The following is a 19,714-nucleotide window of genomic DNA, read 5'->3' on the forward strand; positions in this document are numbered from 1 at the left end:
GCGAATTGCATTATGTGCAACGACCTGGTGGTGATGGAATTAGCTGCCTGAGCGTGAGTCGATCGCACCTTTACGCCCCTATCCGTCGGGCTGACGCATTAAACTACTCCGCGAGTGCTTCCTGTCCAAAGTAAGTGGAACTCGCTGAGCGAACCAACAACACACAATCTGCTGAGGCTGAAAGAGGCTGAGGCTGTCAAGTTATGGCGCTCAGATACGTTACTCTGCCGATCATAAATCTGATACCAAAGCGTAAAACTAGTTTAGAGCAAAACTAACAACTCATACATTTATAAAAGGCAGCGTGATTTTTAATCATTTGCGTTGAAATAGCCAGAAATTATTATCATACTTTAAAGGATCAGCTCCATGTCCTGCCCCTACTACTACATTGTCACTAAATACCATACTTTGTAACCACGCTACTCCCACGCCTGGATAGTCTTCAATTTGAGTCCATTTATCATTTGTTGGATTATATTGCCAAAAATCCCTGAAATGCTGATATGGGTTACCTCTCTGATAACCACTACCACAATAGCCATATCCGTTTATACTAAAACTTATCGGAAGAATCCGTGGCTTACCAGGAAAGTCATTCTTCCTCGTCCAAACATCGGTTTTAGGGTCGTATTCATAAACCCTCTTATTTTGCTCAATATCAGGATCGCCAAGTAATACGTAGCCCTTATTATTTAAAGTAAAAACTCCGCCAAACAGCCCTAAAGAACTAGCTGTCCGTTTGCGGATAGAGCGTGTTGCCGGATCAAATTCCAAACACTCAGTACCTGTCAGAATATAGGCTTTTGAGCTGATTACGAATACTTCCGCATATCGGATTCCGCTACTTGATGTATAAGTTGTCACTTTGCTCCAACTATTAGTATCAGGGTTAAACTCCCAAATATCATCATAATATATAAATTCACAGACGCCATTAGCTGGACACGTTGTTGAATAACCAAAAGCTACATAGCCCCGCCCATTAATCGAAAACGAAGTTGCTCCACTACGTTTACCTCCTTTGAAATCCGCGACGCGACGCCAAGTTTTAGCAACGATGTTAAATTCCCAAAGGTCATCGTTATGGGTCACGTTAATCCTGTATTGACCATCGGTATTTCCAAAACCCAAACCGAAGTAACCATTCTTTCCAATGCTAAATGATGATGCCTCTTCTCGAAATATAGAGGGAAGTGCAGGAAGTTGGCTCCAAGTCGGAGGTGGTAATGTAGAATTTGGATATTTACACCCTGCCAAGAAAATATTAACAATAAAAAAAGCAGACAGTACAAGTAAGGATGAGTACCTCATGTTATATTTTTTAGAGAATTCGTTTATTTCAGCTTCTAAACCTGACGGAAAACCTTATCAAGATTGGTATCCATATGATGTTGATGCTAGAAACCTGTATATGTGGGGCGTACTGACTGCCAGACGTTGACCTGTTAACAGGTACATGGTAAACCTACAAATGCGTTCATCATCAATTCATTATCCTGTTGACTGAGATGCCACCACGCCATTTACATGACCGGAAGCACCCATACGCCCCAAAGGGCTGATGGATGAGCGAGTGAGTTGACTGAATATGAGTAACTTGCAACCTTTACACACCTGTTTGGATGTATGCAATGTTTTTAACGCACTGATAATCAACAGACAAAAACATTGCATTTGTCGGGGGTTGTTCGTCAGAACACGGTGGTGGTTGGGCTGGGACTTGCCTGCGGGACGTGCTGCCTGTCACCGGAAAGCTACCCCACGCGGAGCGGACAACGACGCACGGAACCGATTTTTACACCGGCTGGCGAAGCTCAGCAACGCACATCAGCCGCTTTGTCCAACCTGCCTTGTCGAGTCGTGCAACCTGTCGACCGTAACCCGACCTGGCTTGTCAAAGTACCACCAATCAGGCGTTCGTTCTGTCGACCGAAACCCGCCGAATGAGCAAAACTTGACCGATGGGACGTGCTGACTGTCGGACGGTACCCGCCCATGACTCCCATCATGTTTGGGCCACCCAACGCCAACGGGTGTTGATGGTGGGCGTAAAACTCAACTGAAAACACGTAGCCGAACCTTTACACACCCGTTCGGTTGGGCTGAATACTTTCTTCCGGGGGCGAGCAACCTGTCGCCGGAAAGCGACCCCACGCGGAGCGAACACAAACGCACTTCAAAGCCTTTTTATATCCAACGTACGGGTATTTAAGAAGTACTGGACTTTGAAATACAAATGTTTAGAACGTGTTGGGGAATTATATTTTGTAGTAGATTCAAATTCGCTGGAGCATCAGTTGAATGTTAGCTAAATAAAGCCAAGTGACCGAAGATGATAGAGTATACTCATAATCTTTGACAATGCGCCGGAAAAAATTTGTCCAGGCAATGGTCCGTTCAACTACCCATCGTTTAGCAACAGGGACAAATCCTCGGGCCGATTCGGGTCGCGACGCTTTTTCAAAAGTGATGTCCCAATCGGCTAATGCCTTGGCAAAAACACCGTTATAGGACTGATCACCATATACTTTTTTTAAGCGTTCGCCTGCTCGCCAAAGAATACCATCAATTAGACAAATAGCTGCGGGGCCTTCGGCTTGATTTGCCGCATGAACATCAGCTACCCAGAGTCGACCTTGAGTATCGACAACAAACTGTCGTTTACGCCCATTGACTCGTTTGTTGGCATCTAGGCCCCGGTATTCACCAATCATCGGATTTAGCTTAACGCTTTGAGCATCAATGCATAATACGGAGGGATAGACTTCCTTGTCGACCCGTTTACGATCCAACTGATTTAAGGTGAAATTGATCCGTTCAAACGTGCCGTCTTGCTTCCATTGCTCAAAATAATAATAGATCGCTTGCCAGTTGGGCCACTCCTCGGGTAGATTGCGCCATTGGCAGCCTGTTCGGAGGAGCCACAAAATGATGTTTATTACTTGGCGTAAATCGTGTTTACGCTTGCGTTCTAGATTGAAAAAAGGCGAAATTGCCGCCCATTGAGGGTCGGTCAGTTTCGAAAACTGTTTGGTCATTACTTTGTTGCTTGGTCGCTACAAAGTTGGCACGACTCTCAACTTTCTCAATTCCCCAACACGTTCTTAGCATTTGCCCAAAGCAATATAGCATTCCAAAAATTCAAATACTCCCGTTTGACAGTATTTATTAAATACCATGTTTGTCAATGCCGCTTTTATTATTTATTTCTTATTGGTATAAAATTATCACGTTTATTACCTTCTTTTTACAAATAGAAACCTCTGTAATTCTTCATAATTCTTAAATGGTCCATCATCTTTGAACAAATCAAAAAACCACCATTTTCCGTCAGAATCTTCATATAAATCATAGGATCTTCCGAAAAAATAACTTCCCACTTTAAGTTTATATTTATTACAAGGGCACTTTCCATCGTAAGAATTGCCTGGTAAGATCGATAGCAATGAATTGCTGTTTTTTATGTTTTCAACAAACTTTAGTTCAAAAGACTCTTTAAAACTATTGAATCGGCTTTGAGTATCATTGTCTTTTGAAATTGAATAATCCGAGCTGTTCGATGAACTACTTGAAGAGCGTGAAACTTCAAAAGGGGTGTTAAAGCTAGATAGAAAGTTCACATTTCTATTATAAGTTTTCTCTAATTTTTCATATTCAAATTGATTTAACTCTTTGATTGTTACGGAGGAAAACTTATTTTTATTTAAACTAAATGCAGGTGTAGAATTTCCCCTATAATTATACAAAGAGATTAGACTATTGTTTTCACTAATTTCTAATAAACCATCATACGGTGGGTGTCCCCACATATTAATGAAATCTTTTCCATTTCTTTGTTCAACAAATCTATTTGAATTTTTAAAAAAACGAGTATTGCCAGCTTTATAATCGCTTAAATCAAAATGTTGAAAAATTATCTTAAATTTTTCAAATTCCTGTTTGTTCTTAAAAGTACAACTTAACCTTAATAATATTTTGTTAGTGTCAAAATTTGAGTCATCGTAAAAACCAAAATGTAATAGGTAATCTTCCATATTTACAACAAGACCTTCAATATTGTAAGCATATTCATTATAACTGTAAGTATCATATTTATTGCCTTTACTTTTATATTTTTCTATTGTTTTTGATAAAGATGCATCATCATGATAAACACCAACATTTAAGAACAAATCAATTAAATCTTGATTTTTAGATAAATTATTGAAGTTTAAATTTTTTGAAAGTAAAAAATCTTGAAGTATTTTTTCTTTATTCAATCTGTTCATTTCAAAATATCTTGGTGGTACAGCTTCAAATATTTGAGGAAATTTAGATGTGATTTCAATTAATTGGTCATGTCTTATTAAATCTTTTGTATATTTTGAATTTAAAAATGCTCTACATTCGTTGTCGTCTCCGAAATAATTTGCAAAAGATGTTAAAACTTTTACAGCGTCATAATTTTGAATTAACCAATTGTCTTGGATATTAGAATGACCTTCAAGACATATTTTATCTCTTTTGTGTAGATCAAAAATTTTCTTAATGAACTCCTTTTCAACTCCCAATTCTTTCATATAATTAAATTCATATAAACCAATTTTAATTGGTATCTCTGAGAACATCATTATAACTTTATTCTGTTTATCATAAATTAATTCTGAAACATTATATGTTGGAATATCTTTGGGAAACGAACTATTCGTTACCAATCTATTTTTTAAGCAATAAAACACCAAGGCAAGGTCTGTCTTGTTTTCAATATTTTTAAAAATTAATTTTTTGTTTTTTAACTCATTAAAATCTGAAAAACTATACTCAAATTGTCCAGAATATAATTTCCCAATAACCTCTGAATTACTTATTTTATTTTTATTATCTTTCATTAATGCTAAGCCAACAGTATTTATCCTACCAACTGTATAATCATTTTCATGCCTTATTCTTATGTTTGCTAGAACTACTTTTATTTGATTAAAATTAGGGATATTTTGTACTATTTGCTCAGCTTCAATTTTGTTTAAATAGATTAATTCTTTGGAAAAAGAAATTAAAGTAAAAAACAATTGAAAAATCGCCAATAATGATGCTTTATTCTTCATTTTTTTGGAGTTAACGATTGAAATTATATTTAATATCGCAAAGAGTTCGGTAGTTTGCTTTTTTGCGGTTGCCACCAACTCGCTGATTACCGCACTTTCAATATAAAATACGAAGTGCGTATTTTGCATTGCTGTATTTTTTCAAGCCTGTCTTTGGTGACGGTTGTCCTGTCGCCGAGACGCCGGCCTATAAATCTAATCTCGCCTAACTGGGGCGTTTAACTTGTCGACCGAAACCCGGCCAACTCACAAATATCCTCCTTGTCGAGCCGTGCGGCCTGTCGCCGGAACGCTGCCATTTACACCCCTTTTAGACCCGAACCCAACACCCACAGGTGCTGATGGTGAGGGCATAACTTGACTCAATACACGTATTTCCGACCTTCACACACCTGTTTGAGTTGGGCTGCGACCTGCCTTCGGGACGAGCGTCTTGTCAGCGGTAACCCACCCACGCGGAGCGGACAACAACGCACGGAACCGATTCTTACGCCGACGGGCGAAGCTCAACCCCGCACGTTATCCGCTTTGCCAAACTACCCTTAAGGGGCGGTTGGCTTGTCGACCGCAACCCGCCTACGCTGGTCAACGTTGACTAACTCAGGCGCTTGGCTTGTCGACCGAAACCCGACCCACGAGCCCTAAGCTGACCTGCCGAGCCGTGCGGCCTGTCGCAGGTAACCCGCCTTTGACGCCCATTATGGCCGGTTCACCCAACGCCCACAGGTGTTGATGGCTACCGTAGGGAGCCTTTACACACCTGCCCGGTTGGGCTGTTGGCCTGACCTCGCGGCCTGTTGCCTGTCGCCCGACACGCACCCACGCGGAACTAACGAACGGTTTTCTTACGACTTATTTCTTCCTGGATGCTCTTTAGGTTTTTTGAATACTTGGAGCTGATGAACATAGCAAGAGCAAACAAACCAATGACAACAATAAATCCCCATTTGTGTTTAGCGGACACGAAAGCAGCACCAACCATGAAAGCAACACCAACCACAAAACCGATCAACAACGCAAACGGAATTTGCTGTGATTTTACTTTCTTCTCTTCTACCAATAATTCGTCAAGTGTGAATTGAGAGTAGTCTTTACTTAAAAACATAATTCTGTTAGCGTTAAACATTTAGTTGTGTTCCATCTAGAGGAGCGGTTGGCCTGTCAGCCGCAACCCCAAAAATGGAAACCCAAACCTGCCCAACCTAGGTGTTTCCTGTGTCGCCCGAAACGCCGAAATGTAAGCCCAGACCTGCCCACGCGGGGCGTTCAAATTGTCGCCCGAAAGCTGGAAGTTGACTCCCATTTTGGCCGGTTCACCCAACGACCATGAGTGTTGATGGTGGGCGCACAAGTTCGAGTAAACGAATGTACCTGAACCCTTACACACTCATCATGTTGGGCTGCCAACTGTCCTTCGGGACGTGCTGCCTGTCGCCCGAAAGGTGACAGCGCAGAGCGATTACGACTTCAAGCATAAAATGCTACTTCAAAAGCAGTTCCTGGATTTAAGACAAAAAATTGATTCTCCAAATCACCTTTCAACACCTCGTTTATCTTTTCGAAGTCGAACCCCACAATAGTCAAACCTGGGGGTAATTCAGTCATACCACTTTTTCTAATCATCTCTCTATCGGAAAATAGAGGAACAAACTCCTTGTCTTCTCTGACATATGTTTGAAAGTCTATTATTTGACTCTCTTTGTCGAAATTTTTGAATAGAGCGATTAGTTTACTCTTTTTAATTTCTTCCACAAGGTCATTTTTGTACCTCCTTGGTTCAAACCAACTTTTCATTAATTTTTGCTCCAGCTGTAAATTCTCATCCTTGTTGTAAAATGAAAAACTATCTGACTTTATGTAGTCGTAAACATCTTTATTTGTCAGATTTGAAGCAAACTGAATTGTAGTCTCTGGGAAGTATATGGACTTAATGAACCACGTCATAGATTTGACAGATTCCTCATCACCGGTCAAACCCACCGACAGAAACAACTGGGGTTGATTTGCATTTTGAAATTGAACAAAGCCAAAAGAAGCATCTATCACCTGATCTTTAGCTTTAAAACTTCCAATCAAATCATCTATAAAATTTCTATTGCTCAGAGATTCGTCATTACTTTTTTCTGTTCCTATGTAATCAGTAATTGGCTTCAAGGTATCATTCTGTTCCTTAAGAACTTCGTTGAAGTTAGTAGAATTGTCTTTCTTCCTTTTCAGGAAATCAAATAGTCCCATTTGTTTAGTCAGACTGTGAATACTTTATTATTCGCTTCTCATGGTATTCCCAATGTCGCAGGATACCCAAAAATGAAAACTTTCAAAACCTTCCCAATCGGGGCGTATCTTGTGTCAGCCGAAAACCGCCGAACGAGCCAAAAACCTGACCGCTGTTGCCTGCAACCTGTCGCCCGAACGCTGCCTTGTGAGTTAATTTATGGACTCACACCCAACACGCACAGGGGCTGACGTAATATCCTAAGCGAAGCAGGGGAGCCATGTACACCCCTGTTTCGTTGGGCTGTAAACAGATTGACTAACTCACTACCCGCCTGTCGGCGGTAAACTACACTTAGAAATGTATATCATTATTGAGAAGCCCTCATCGCCACATGCAAGCGTATTGAGTGACCCATTTGGATATTTTGTTTGGTTTTCTACCCACGAAGAAGCTCAGTTGCACGCAGAAAAGTGGAGACTTGAAGAGTTCGCAGTATTTGAGATGAAAAAGCCTTATGTCCCCGAACCTTTAGCCGGAAGTGACGAAGAGGCAGAAATTTACGGCGAACGTTGGGATTGACTCATACACCCAACGCCTTGAAGTGTGATGGCGACCGTAGGGAGCCTTTCCACACTTCAATTGTTGGGTGCAACAGCTACACATACACTCTGTACCCTGTTGGATTTACCCTAAAATAGACAATAAGCTATGACTGATGAACAACTATCTTCCGCCCGCACCGACGCGGCAAATGAGCCTGAACCGCTCCCCGCAGACCTATATACGCCTATGACGAAAGAGGAGTGGGAAAGTAACATGGCGATTTATGAAAGGGTGCTGGGGTATGTGTTGGGGGATGATTAAAAAGAGGAAAGTGATTGATATTGTTTGATTTTGTGCGAAAATGTGCGATATTAGAGGGGTTGATTTAAAATCAAGAAAGGACGGAACTCCCTCCCGAACCGCCCTTTCAACTCTTTACCTTTTGTACTTTACGCGTAACTGTCTTTTATCATCCTTGTAGAATAACTCTGCACTTTCGGGACTTTTGAGCGCAACGATAAGTGTAACAATTAAGCTAACAAGACTAATAATAGACGCAAAAAACCAGTTGTGTTGCCACCATTCAAGGTGGGTGCTGAGTAAGTTGACCGGGGTCATGTTACGGGGGTTAAGCCGTAGCAATTAGCAGGGTCTGCCGTGAGAGGGTAGCCAAAAGTAATGAGGTGCTCCTAGAGGGTTAGCGCCCAAAACATAGCTGCCTTTCAGTACGGCGATCTTGGATGATTATCAACAAAATGCTAATAGTTAAGCATTTGGTACCTGCTTAACGTCATGTTTGCCTTGTGGCAAAGATAGAGATGAAAGTATATAAAAAAAGAAGCACGAGTACCAATCGTGCTTCCCTAAAGGAGATTTCCAAGATTTACCGTAACCCCAAAGCTACAATGTTGTACTATAGTAAAGAGGTTATGCGTTTTCCCGTTGCATTACGTAACATAGATTAGAAAACGATTCAAAGCTGATAACTATTTTTTGTATTTCCAAGAATCCTTAAAAATACTACTGCTTGCCTGTTTATTTCTGTTTGATTTTGTTTGTAAATGTGCGATATTAGAGCAGGTAAACTACTAAATATCAGCACAATGAAAGGTAAATTAACCACAAAGGCTAAGATAGAGGAATCTCGGAATCTGATAAATCTTCTCCGAGAGTATTATTTTCGATTAGATCAAGCTCCATTTCCGAATGTTCTTTTGCCTTCTCAAAAATGATATTGCGCTGATGATCTCTTAGCGCCTTAAGGTCTGTAGATTCGGATTTTGACAACAATATCTGCTGATTGGCGAGTATTACATCATTTTGCGCCCTAATGTGGTGAAGGTTATTAAATAGCATTGAAAGCATAGTAGATTCGTATTTTCCCATTTTTTTTGGTCTTTTAAGTGTAGGGGATTTTAGGCTTCAGCGCCCATATATATAAGTTACAAAGTATACTCTATTACTCATAATGGCACACTCTCACCGTTCTACTCGCCCGCGCCAATCCTGATAGATAACTCTATTCCCTAAGAGACATAGAGCAACCGGACACGTAGCAAGTAGAGCAACACAACTCCGCTTAACGCCAACGTAGCATGTGAGTCGTGACCTGTGAGACTTAGTACAATCAGGCATTGCATCGCGCAGCATGTTTGGGTGAACACCCAACGCCAACGGGTGTTGATGGTGGGCGCGAAACTTGACTGAACGAACGTACCTTAACCTTTACACACCCGTTTGGTTGGGCTGAACACCGTCCTGCGGGGACGTGCCGCTTGTCGCCCGAAACTTGGCACTACGGTGTTTTTTATGTATTGCAAGCCCAAAGCATCAAAACAAAACTCCAAGGTAAAAACGTCAATAGAAGTAGCCTCTCACCAGACCTCACTATATCAAAATTGTAGTCTTTACGGAATTTAGCTAAATTATTAGAAGCTCGAAATAGGATTGATACATGCCAGATTACGTAACATAACAAGCCAAAAACTACGATTCCGCTTCCCATTTCTCCACCTTCGGTTTCCATCGCATACACTACGCGACCGAACCAATAAATTAACAAGCTCAGTGCTATTCCGTTTAGGACATATACAACTCTGATGTGACTCATTTAGGGATAAAGAACTTTGGGTTACTAAATGTACTATGACTTACCACCGAGTTTGACTTGTCAACCGAGACCCGCCCCGCAAATCAAAACCTGCACAACCGGGGCGTTTAAACTGTCGCACGGAACCCCGTAATGGAAGCTAACTGCTGCCCCTTCAAGCCGTGCGACTTGTCGCCAAAATGCTGACACACAAGCACTACTTGGCCGGTTCACCCAACGACCATGAGTGTTGATGGTGGGCGAGCAACTCAACTGAAAGGAACGTACTTTCGACCTTTACACACTCATTTGGTTGGGCTGCTACTTTCCTACGGGACGAGCGTCTTGTCAGCGGTAGCCTGCCCACGCGGAGCGGACAACAACGCAGGGAACCGATTCCTACACCGACGGGCGAAGCTGATCAACGCACTTCATCCGTTTTGCCCAACTACCCTTGAGGGGCGGTTGGCTTGTCGACCGAAACCCGACCAGGCTTGTCAACGTTGACCAACTCAGGCGCTTGGCTTGTCAACCGCAACCCGACCAGGCTGCTCAAGGCAGCCCAACTCCGAGGCTTACTCTGTCGGCCGCAACCCGATCAACGAGCCCCAAGCTAACCTGTCGAGCCATGCACCCTGTCGGACGGTACCCGCCCATGACTCCCATCATGTTTGGTTCACCCAACGCCCACAGGTGTTGATGGTGAGGGCATAACTTGACTCAATATACGTACTGCCGACCTTTACACACCTGTTTGGTTGGGCTGCCAACTTTCCTTTGGGACGGGCTTCTTGTCACAGGTAGCCTGCCCACGCGGAGCGGACAACAACGCACAATCCTATTTCTATGCCAAAGCGCGAAGCTCAACAACGCACGCTATCCGCTTTGTCCAAGCACCCTTGTGGGGCGGTTGGCTTGTCGACCGCAAGCTGACCCCGCCGGTCAAAGTAAACCCCTGGGGCGGCTGGCCTGTCGACCGGAAGCTACCCAACGAACCCTAAGCTTGCCTGTCGGGGCGGCTTCACTGTCGCAGGTAACCCGCCTAACGAGCCCATTATGGCTGGTTCACCCAACAAATACAAGGGCGAAACTTCGCTTAATATTAACTCTCTGATAGTGAAGCGCTTGATATTAAGCGTTAAGAGTAATTTTATGCAAGTCAGCAGTGCTGCTAATCGCACTCAAGTATACATCTTTTTTCTGAATGGTATACTATTGGTAAGGATAAATACATCGTTCTTCAACCTCAATCAATTATACGGTTATACCTAAAAGCACTGTTGTAGTATAAGCTCATCAAAAGACAGGGCGGAGCTAATAAAAGGGTATAACCACAGAGGCACAAAGCGCACAGAGGTTTTCAACGGTAGGCAAGTATCCTACCGTTGAAAATCTCTGTGCGCTTTGTGCCTCTGTGGTTATAAAAACCTTTTCGCCGGGAATTAAAAACAATCTTAACCAGGTGTTACTCCACTGGTGCCTCTACGATGGCTACGATCTTCCAAAGGCCGCGAATGTCCTGCAAGGGCACCGTTACGTTGCCGCCGTTGGGGTTGTCGGAGTGGAGGGTCAGGTATTTGCGGGTTAAGAGCTCATTGTCCCGGATGCGCTTTACCACGAAATAATCACGGTACATCACCGCATAAACACCCCCTGACTGGTACTCCCAGTTGTTTTCGCTGACGGGAATAGCCAGCACTTTAGCACCATGCGCCAACTGCGGGCTCATGCTGTTTCCCGAAATCTCCAGGACAACCGAGTTCTTATGGCCTTTCACAATGGGTTTCCGTACCCGAAAGGAATCGACATCGGTCGAGTGAATGCCTTCGGCGAAACTCTCGACGAAGGTGGCGTAAAATTTTACCGGTATGAATGGAACTTCAATGGTGTCGTCGTCGGCAGAAAGAAGCCGGGCATTCGCTTGTGGTGAATTCAGGACGGGCATGATCCCCCGAATCAGATAATCGGCGCTGATTTGTGGATAACAGGCCAGCAGACTCATGATCGTGTCGTAAGAAGGCTTTGCTCTGCCGTTCAAGATGTTGTAAAATTTTGATGGGTTTTCGCCCAACTCCTTGGCTATCTGATAAATAGTTATACCAAGGGCATCAAAAACCTGCTTCAGTCTGTCCTGGATTGTCACGGGGGATGATATTTTTTTTAAACAATTTTCGGCCATTGCCGTAAGGATAACTAGTGATTATAATACAAGTCAAATATATTGCGCTTGTATTACAACAAACATAGTCAAAATATAAACGACAATCCGCACCAAAAGTCACTTTCTTACCCAAAAACAATGAATCGTAATCGACTTTTTACCCAAAGGCATCCAACTGTTCTATTTGTGGATATGAACAGTTTCTTTGCCTCCTGCGAGCAACAGGATAATTACTGGTTGCGGGGAAGGCCGGTTGGCGTTTGTGTGTATACGGGTCGGAACGGGTGTGTAATTGCGCCGTCAATAGAAGCCAAGTTACGGGGTGTAAAAACCGGCATGCGTCTGGATCAGGCAATCGTGCTGTGCCCGGAACTGGTGCCGATCGAGACGCACCCCGGCCGGTATCGGGAATACCACGTAAAGATTATCGATGTTTTACGCACCTTTTCCGATGATGTTGTGCCGAAGAGCATCGACGAAGCGGTTGTCGACCTGACCAATTACCAACTGGTTTATAAAGACATGTCGCAGACGGCGGTGGCCATTAAACAGGCTATCCGGCAAAAGGTAGGCGACTGGCTGCGCTGTTCAATCGGTATTGCCCCGAATGTGTTTCTCGCCAAGTTGGCTTCTAATGTTCAAAAACCGGATGGCCTGACCATCATTACCCCCGACACGATTGATAGCGTGCTGCAAACCCTTACGCTTACCGATCTTCCCGGTATTGGTCACCGCATGGCTGCCCGGCTGGAAGCAGGTGGGGTGCGTACACCGCTTGAGCTTCGTTATGCCACGCCGGATCATCTGCGGGCCGTTTGTAAGAGTATCATTGGCTGGCACTGGCACATCCGGCTCAACTTTGGGGGCGAAGTTGATCTGGACACCAGCCCGGATAATAAAAGCATGTCGGCGATGCGTACCATTTCGCAGGAGCAGCGGAGCACGCCCGAACGCCTGGACGAACTCCTGCAATCGCTCTGCCTCACGCTCGAACGCCGGATGGTACAGAAAGGTGTTTTCTGCCAGGATATGTCGTTCTCCTGCCGGTACCATAACGGCAAAACCTATAACTACGAAGCCCGATTTAACGAGCCGAAACAGGACGGACCGGAGCTATACGGCATTATCAAAGAACGACTGGAAAAGTTTCAGTTGGCGCATCGCTGTGAGCCGGTGCTGAACGAACACCTGCGGAGTATGTGCGTGGCCGTTTTTCGCTTTATTCCGGCCGAAGTGGTGCCATTGAGCCTGTTTGAAAATGACGACCGAAAAGGGAAGTTTCGCCAAACGCTCTATGACCTCAAGGCGAAATTTGGTACCGATAAGCTGGTTCGAGCTACTGAACTGCGCGACAATCCGGTCTATAAAGATGTGATCGGGTTCGGCAATATTAAAGATTTATAACGCGTGGACGCACAGATGGTCAATGCCTGAGTGTCCACGCGACAAAAAACCAGCTTAGTTCAATGACCCCATGCGCCCGTTCTGAAAATCGTCAAAAGCGGCCATGATCTCCTCGCGGGTGTTCATCACAAAAGGACCATACACGGCCAGCGGCTCCTGAATGGGCTCACCAGCCAGTACAAGAGCTTTAGTGCCCGTGGTGGTTGATACCGTAATCGTGTCGCCGTCGGGGTTCGTAAGGGCTATCTGCCCCCGGTCCAGGTTGCTTCCGTTAATCGTTAACTGCCCACTCAGTACATACACCATCAGGTTATGCGTAGCCGGAATAGAAAGCGTTTCGGACTGACCACTGGCCAGGGTTAAATCCGCGACAACAACCGGGCTAAAGGTGTTTGCCGGGCCATGCAGACCGGCCAGATCGCCCGCAATTACCCGTAACTGACCACCACCGGGCAAGGTAGCTGTGGCAATTCGGGAGGACGCAATATCCTGATAACGCGGTAGACTCATTTTATCTTTGGCGGGCAGGTTGACCCACAATTGGACAAAGTCGAGCCGACCACCCTGCCGCGAAAACTCCCGTTCGTGTTTCTCTTCGTGAATAATCCCCGAAGCTGCCGTCATCCACTGCACATCGCCCGAGAAAAGTTTCCCTTTGTTGCCGGCAGAATCGCGGTGTTCGAGGGCACCTTCATACACGATCGTTACCGTTTCGAAACCCCGGTGCGGATGCTGATCGACACCTTTGGGCCGCTCCGACGGCTGAACCTGCATGGGGCCGTGGTGATCCAGTAATAAAAAAGGATTGAAAGGCCGTGACCCCTGCGGATGGAAAGCATTTAACCCAATGAACCCGTCACCCACACTGTTTGGGGCTGCCGTCCGTATAGCTGAAATTGTGCGTTGTGTTGCCATAATACGTGTATGTACATGTAATTTGGAAACCAACTAGTTTGGTGACTAGTTCATTGGGACACTGCTAAACGCGTTGCTCGTTTGGGCAGAAGAACGTGGTACGGCCACCCACTACGGAGCGTTCGATGCGTGTTTTGCAACGGGGGCAAAACTTATGCGCTTCCACATCATCGTAGGGAGAATCGTCCCACTCACGCACGTGAATCAGGAAACAGTTCGGAAAGTCGCGGTAGGTGGCTTCGTAGCGAATGGCAGTTTCGAGCACCAGCCGGATGGCCTCATGAAGAGTGCTCATCTGCCCGTCGGTGAGGGTGTCGGCGCGTTGTTCGGGGTGGATGAACGCCTGAAACAACACCTCGTCGACAATCCAGTTGCCCAATCCGGCAACTACACTCTGGTCGAGCAATACCGGTTTGATAAAGGCTTTTTTCCGGCGGACACGATCACTCAGTGTTTCCGGCGAAATGTCGAGGCCATCATCGCCAATCTTTTTGCGTTGTAAAAACGCGTCTATATCCGTAACCAGACCAACGCGCTCAAATTTTCGGGGGCACAGAAATCCCAGGTTGAAGCCGGAGGTAAACTCGAATACGATGCGGGCAAATCGGGGCCGGTCGAGCGAAGCATGGTAATACTCCAGATCGCCGGTCATGCCGAAATGCATATGAACAATCACATCGGGCGCATCGGTCAAAACGAACAGATTTTTACCAACTCGGCGAGTCCCCGTGAATTGCCGCCCGATAAGGGCCTGGTGCAGGGTAGCCAGATCGGTAGTGAGGAGTTTTTTATCCTCAACCTCTATGTGGCTGATTGGTTGATATAAAGACGATGTTTCGAGGTATTGCCGTCTGATTTCGACCTCCGGGAGCTCTGGCATGGGGATTTATTTTACTTGACAACACGCTGTTTGTTCGAGATGTTGCAGGTTGTAGAAATGGCCCGTTCAGGAGGTTTTTTCTGCCATCTGGGTAGAATTTCTTTATTTTGCGGTAGATTTGATTGATTATCAGTGGCTGGTTTTCATGCAATTAGCTATTGGATTAAAAACATTTTCAAAATGCTCGCCGTTGTATGTGGCAATACGGAGTATAATGAGGACGTTCAACTAACAGCCTGTTAGGTAATCGTATCGGCGAGTTTTCGCCTTTTTATTAAAAATAGTATCAGATGTAACAACCTCTACACAACCGCGAAAGCGGCTTTTTTGACAAAGTTTGTGCATGTTCAATAGTTAAACTGAAAATTTTAAATGGAAAATAATCCGCAAAAGTCAAAAACTAACGGCGCGCTGCTGGCTGCCCTTATCATCATGACGGGTCTGGCTGGTGTATCCAGTTATTTGTACTTCGATCAGAAGAAAGTTTCTGAAAATCAGGAAGTGACAATTTCGGAGCGTGTAGAGGAGCTATCAACGACCCGGGTTAAGTTAGATTCTATTTCGACCGCGCTGGATGCTAAAATTGCTGAAGTTCAGAAATTAGGCGGTGACGTTACCGAACTGGAGAAAATGAAGGTTCAACTGGAGCAGGACAAAGCTGCGTTGCGGAAAGGTAACCGAATTTCACTGGCCAAGTACGAGGAGAAGATAAAGCAATACGAGGCTTTTCTGGTTGAAAAAGATACGCTCATTTCTAATCTGCAACGCGAAAACGTAACCTTAGCGTCGAATGTTAAAGTGCTTGACGAAGAAAACAGTGGTCTGAAAACGGAACGCCAGCGGCTGGCCGATTCCGTAACGACGGTGGTTTCACAAAATCAGGAACTTTCGACGAAGGTTACCCGCGCTGCTGCACTGAAAGCCCAGAACGTAAAAGTATTTGCGGTGAACGCCAAAGGAAAGGTGAAAGACGACGACTCGTACAAGGCCAAGCGTCTGGATAAAATCAAACTGGTTTACACCCTGCTGGACAACCCGCTGACAAGAGAAGAACCCAAAGATGTATTTGTTCGGGTGCTTGACCCAACGGGGGCTGTTGTATCAGACATGGCCAATGGTTCCGGAACGTTCACGGTAGATGGCAACGAAACCATTTATACTACCAAGCAGACGGTTAATTATACCAGTAATGGCCAAAGCGTCGAATTACTGTACACACGGGGGATTCCTTACAAACCTGGTAAATATACCGTTGAACTGTATTCGGAAGGTTTCCGGATTGGCTCGGGTGAGTTTGCTGTTCGTTAAGGGCCTGATTTTATAAAAAAAGCGTGATACCCGGCGGCATCACGCTTTTTTTTATGAGTTGTATTTAGCTCTATTGCTTAGCACCTGAAAAACTAAGTGTGCTTTCGGAGCCATCCTGTAGTGTAATGCGTAAAAGCTTTCCCTCTTTTTCCATTCCGTTACTGGTAAAAACCCGGTCGTTCTGTAAGGTAGCAATGGTTGAACTGCCAACATTGAGTTGTATATTAGTTGACTGACGGCTCAGACTAACATGCTGAATAGTCCAGTCCGTTTGGGCCGGGGCAGGCCGATGAATGACCAGAGTAACCGTACTGTCTGATTCTGCCTTTATCTCCGCATACGGCAATTGACCCGATGAAAGGGCAATGGAGGGGTCGAGGTAAAAATTGGTGCGGTAAGTACCGACTACTTCACCTGTCAGCGTGGTGAGGGTTGGCTGAATATCCCCTTCACGCTGGCATGCTGTCAGTATCCCTACAAACGAGCAGAAAAGCAGTCGTTTTTTCATAGCTAGTTCATTGTTTGATTCGTAGACCCTACTGAGCTTGAAAGGGTTGGCGCGTCATCCGCTTTTTTTTCACTTTCATTCGGGTCTGTGTCGGCGGCCTCAACCCATACCTTCATTTGGTCAAGCGTCATGGCGCCAAACTGGGTTGTAAACGCCACATCGGCAGCATCTCGTCCGTAAGCTACCGTAATTCGGTTACCAAGCGGTTTGGCCTGGGTAGCGTCGAAGGTAAACCAACGGCCATCTATATAGGCTTCGAACCAGGCATGGAGGTCCATCGGGTCGAGTTGATACAAATAACCAACGACCATACGGGCCGGAATATTTAACGCACGACACAGAGAAATACCCAGATGGGTAAAATCACGGCAAACGCCAATCCGGCTGGCTGCCGTGTCCATTGCCGATGTACTGGCATCGCTGGTTCCATACTGGTACGTAACGGATTCCTGAATCCACTTTCTGATCGCTTCGGCCTGATCATAACCAGGCTCTACATTTTTTGTAATCTGTGCGGCTAATTCGCCTAGCTGGTCGGATTGACAGTACCGGCTGGGGAGCGTATAATGGAGCACGTCATCCGGCAAATCCTCAACGGGGGTATAGGGGGCACCGGGGGCTGTGTCGATCACATCGGCGGTTTGTACCGTAGCCGAAAAATGAATGGAAAAAGGTCCTTCCGGCGCAACAACCCGCTGGCAGAGGTTGCCATACATATCGGTGAATTCGGTAACATTGACGGCGGGCGTGATCTGATATTCCTCCCGAATGATCCACTGACCGGCTCCCGATCTAGGACGGAGCATCAGAATAAGGGGGGTTGGCGTTTGGGCATGAAACGAGAGTTCACAGCCAGCGTTGAGTTGCATCGCTTAGTATAATAGTGAGATGAGACGTTTGGTTTGTTGGTATTCTAACACGAATACACGCGTATAGTTGAGACTAAACCGTAGTTTGAGTCGGAAAAAGGCTGAAAACTACTTTACTTTTTGACGATAACAAACTCCACCCGCCTGTTCTGCTGGCGACCTTCGTCGGTATCGTTGGTCGCCGTTGGTTTCGCTTCGCCAAATCCCTTGCTGGCGATGCGGTCGGGTTCGATGCCTTTACTGATGAAATATTCCCGAACGGCGTCGGCCCGGTCCTGCGACAGTTTGGCGTTTATTTCCTTGGAACCCGTATTATCAGTATGTCCGCGCACTTCGATGGTCATTTTGGGCGCTTCGTTCAGCGTTGTTACGAGACGGTCGAGTTCGGGGCCGGACTCGGGGCGTAGTTCAGATTTGCCCGTGTCGAAGAAAATGTTATTCAGCCGAACAATGCTACCCACTTCGATCGGAATCAGTTTCAATTGTTTATCCGTAATCTGCTGATAGCCCTTAGGCTGGGTTAAGTCAATATTAGCCCCTTCGGCGATGAAGTCTTTGGCCACCGCCCTCATGGTGTATCGCTGGCCGTAAGGCAGCACAATTTTGTACTCGCCCGTAATGGGGTCAGAAGTGGCTTCGCCCGCTTCGGCACCGTCGGGCAGGGTTTGGTAAATAATCCGGGCTTCGATGGGTTTACCCGTAATCTGATCAACTACTTTACCGCTGATGAGGGCCACCGGATCGGGTCGAGTAACATCGGTATTCGCTGCTACATCTGTACTACCTCCCACTTTACCGGGTTGATCGGAGGGTGTATCATCCGTTAGTTTTACCCGTACAATGTCGCCTTTGCCAAGTGTATTTTTAAAGGTGGTCAGATAGGCATAATCACCCGTTGCGCTCAGGGTAAAATAGGCATCGTAGCCATCGGTATTCACTTTGGAGCCAAGGTTAACCGGCTTCGACCAGTGTTTCCAGGTTTTATCGACCCGCTTACATACGTATATGTCGTTGCTGCCCTGTCCGCCCTCGCGGTCGCTGGAAAAGTAGAGTGTAGCGCCATCGGGAGCCAGAAAGGGCGTTGTTTCGGTGAACTTCGTGTTGACTTCCACGCCCAGATTCATGGGTTTGCTCCACGATCCGTCTTTCTGACGGAAACTCACATAGATATCATCCTCCTTACTGTTCTTCTTTTCGCTGAACGCCATCAGCAGCACTTTGCCATCCGCCGACATGAACCCGCAGTCAAACTGCCCTTTACTCATGCTCACGTAGCCGGGAATGTCCATTTTTTGCGGGGGCGACCAGCCCGAAGTGGTCTTCTTACTCAGGGAGAACCCACGTGTTTCGTAATTGCCGTTGTTGTACTGGCCTTTAATGAGCATGGTGTTGCCATCGGGCGTAATGCTATAAGCGCAGTTGTATTCGTCTTTGTTGAGCGGAAACCCCATGCGCCGGGCAGGTCCCCATTTTCCGCTGGCCGCGTCGAGATCAGAAAACCAGATATCCTGACTGCCTTTAGTGCCGTGGGTGTTGTTCGGGTGGCTGATGCGGGCAAAATACAGCGTCTTCCCATCCGGCGAAATCGTCGGGTTAATCTCGTTGTATTCTGAGTTGACCTGATTACCGAGGTTTTCAACGTTGGTCGAATCCGCCTTCGGCTGGCCCTTAACGAATAGGGAGACAAGCAGTAAGAAGCAGGCCGCAACGGCACCGGAAACATTCATGGATG

General features: G+C 45.7%; 18 protein-coding genes. 6 read left to right on the forward strand and 12 right to left on the reverse strand.

All coding sequences use genetic code 11. The features are described from left to right. Positions 1–315: 315 nt before the first annotated feature. Positions 316–1,314 (reverse strand): Kelch repeat-containing protein, encoded by a 999-nt coding sequence (locus CRO74_RS23330; RefSeq protein ID WP_144035969.1) that lies wholly within the window; start codon positions 1,312–1,314, stop codon positions 316–318. A 357-nt stretch (positions 1,315–1,671) separates the two neighbouring features. Between CRO74_RS23330 and CRO74_RS31370 the strand changes: the two genes are divergently transcribed. Beyond that, positions 1,672–1,950: a hypothetical protein gene (locus tag CRO74_RS31370; protein WP_144035970.1), complete on the forward strand. Its 279-nt coding sequence runs from the start codon at positions 1,672–1,674 to the stop codon at positions 1,948–1,950. A 329-nt stretch (positions 1,951–2,279) separates the two neighbouring features. On the opposite strand, the gene CRO74_RS23340 is transcribed toward CRO74_RS31370, so the two are convergent. From CRO74_RS23340 to CRO74_RS23360, 4 genes are all read right to left on the reverse strand, one after another. After that, positions 2,280–3,041: an IS5 family transposase gene (locus CRO74_RS23340; RefSeq protein WP_097129454.1), complete on the reverse strand. Its 762-nt coding sequence runs from the start codon at positions 3,039–3,041 to the stop codon at positions 2,280–2,282. A gap of 198 nt (positions 3,042–3,239) precedes the next feature. Then, positions 3,240–5,216, reverse strand: a complete 1,977-nt coding sequence (locus CRO74_RS23345; protein WP_097129456.1) for a hypothetical protein — start codon at positions 5,214–5,216, stop codon at positions 3,240–3,242. A 700-nt stretch (positions 5,217–5,916) separates the two neighbouring features. Then, positions 5,917–6,192: a hypothetical protein gene (locus CRO74_RS23350; protein ID WP_097129965.1), complete on the reverse strand. Its 276-nt coding sequence runs from the start codon at positions 6,190–6,192 to the stop codon at positions 5,917–5,919. A gap of 362 nt (positions 6,193–6,554) precedes the next feature. Continuing rightward, positions 6,555–7,322 carry an SseB family protein gene (locus tag CRO74_RS23360; RefSeq protein WP_097129460.1) on the reverse strand — a complete coding sequence of 256 codons (768 nt, stop codon included), beginning with the start codon at positions 7,320–7,322 and terminating at the stop codon, positions 6,555–6,557. Between the two features lie 340 nt (positions 7,323–7,662). Here CRO74_RS23360 and CRO74_RS23365 point away from each other — a divergent pair, with 340 nt between their 5' ends. Both CRO74_RS23365 and CRO74_RS31705 read left to right on the forward strand, forming a co-directional pair. Next, positions 7,663–7,884: a hypothetical protein gene (locus tag CRO74_RS23365; RefSeq protein WP_097129462.1), complete on the forward strand. Its 222-nt coding sequence runs from the start codon at positions 7,663–7,665 to the stop codon at positions 7,882–7,884. 129 nt (positions 7,885–8,013) lie between these two features. Continuing rightward, positions 8,014–8,169, forward strand: a complete 156-nt coding sequence (locus CRO74_RS31705) for a hypothetical protein (RefSeq protein WP_179830281.1) — start codon at positions 8,014–8,016, stop codon at positions 8,167–8,169. Between the two features lie 807 nt (positions 8,170–8,976). Here CRO74_RS31705 and CRO74_RS23375 read toward each other — a convergent pair. Continuing rightward, positions 8,977–9,234: a hypothetical protein gene (locus CRO74_RS23375; protein ID WP_097129466.1), complete on the reverse strand. Its 258-nt coding sequence runs from the start codon at positions 9,232–9,234 to the stop codon at positions 8,977–8,979. Between the two features lie 1,494 nt (positions 9,235–10,728). Between CRO74_RS23375 and CRO74_RS23380 the strand changes: the two genes are divergently transcribed. Next, positions 10,729–10,938, forward strand: a complete 210-nt coding sequence (locus tag CRO74_RS23380; protein ID WP_097129468.1) for a hypothetical protein — start codon at positions 10,729–10,731, stop codon at positions 10,936–10,938. A 464-nt stretch (positions 10,939–11,402) separates the two neighbouring features. Here CRO74_RS23380 and CRO74_RS23390 read toward each other — a convergent pair whose 3' ends face one another. Continuing rightward, entirely contained in the window at positions 11,403–12,116 is a 714-nt protein-coding gene (locus CRO74_RS23390) for a LexA family transcriptional regulator (RefSeq protein ID WP_179830282.1), read from the reverse strand. Between the two features lie 120 nt (positions 12,117–12,236). Between CRO74_RS23390 and CRO74_RS23395 the strand changes: the two genes are divergently transcribed. After that, positions 12,237–13,502 (forward strand): DNA polymerase Y family protein, encoded by a 1,266-nt coding sequence (locus CRO74_RS23395; RefSeq protein WP_097129471.1) that lies wholly within the window; start codon positions 12,237–12,239, stop codon positions 13,500–13,502. A gap of 54 nt (positions 13,503–13,556) precedes the next feature. Here the strand turns inward: CRO74_RS23395 and CRO74_RS23400 are convergent, their stop codons facing one another. Both CRO74_RS23400 and CRO74_RS23405 read right to left on the reverse strand, forming a co-directional pair. After that, entirely contained in the window at positions 13,557–14,417 is an 861-nt protein-coding gene (locus CRO74_RS23400) for a pirin family protein (protein ID WP_097129472.1), read from the reverse strand. A gap of 64 nt (positions 14,418–14,481) precedes the next feature. After that, positions 14,482–15,297 (reverse strand): Fpg/Nei family DNA glycosylase, encoded by an 816-nt coding sequence (locus CRO74_RS23405; RefSeq protein ID WP_097129474.1) that lies wholly within the window; start codon positions 15,295–15,297, stop codon positions 14,482–14,484. Between the two features lie 372 nt (positions 15,298–15,669). Between CRO74_RS23405 and CRO74_RS23410 the strand changes: the two genes are divergently transcribed. After that, complete coding sequence (locus CRO74_RS23410) at positions 15,670–16,605, forward strand: DUF8428 domain-containing protein (RefSeq protein ID WP_097129476.1); 936 nt, start codon at positions 15,670–15,672, stop codon at positions 16,603–16,605. Between the two features lie 70 nt (positions 16,606–16,675). Here the strand turns inward: CRO74_RS23410 and CRO74_RS23415 are convergent, their stop codons facing one another. From CRO74_RS23415 to CRO74_RS23425, 3 genes are all read right to left on the reverse strand, one after another. Next, positions 16,676–17,113: a hypothetical protein gene (locus CRO74_RS23415; RefSeq protein ID WP_097129477.1), complete on the reverse strand. Its 438-nt coding sequence runs from the start codon at positions 17,111–17,113 to the stop codon at positions 16,676–16,678. A 2-nt stretch (positions 17,114–17,115) separates the two neighbouring features. Next, entirely contained in the window at positions 17,116–17,982 is an 867-nt protein-coding gene (locus CRO74_RS23420) for a transglutaminase domain-containing protein (RefSeq protein ID WP_097129478.1), read from the reverse strand. Between the two features lie 113 nt (positions 17,983–18,095). Then, positions 18,096–19,709 carry an OmpA family protein gene (locus CRO74_RS23425; RefSeq protein WP_097129480.1) on the reverse strand — a complete coding sequence of 538 codons (1,614 nt, stop codon included), beginning with the start codon at positions 19,707–19,709 and terminating at the stop codon, positions 18,096–18,098. Positions 19,710–19,714: the final 5 nt, after the last annotated feature.

The sequence above is a fragment of the Spirosoma fluviale genome (assembly GCF_900230225.1).
Taxonomy (GTDB): Bacteria; Bacteroidota; Bacteroidia; order Cytophagales; family Spirosomataceae; genus Spirosoma; species Spirosoma fluviale.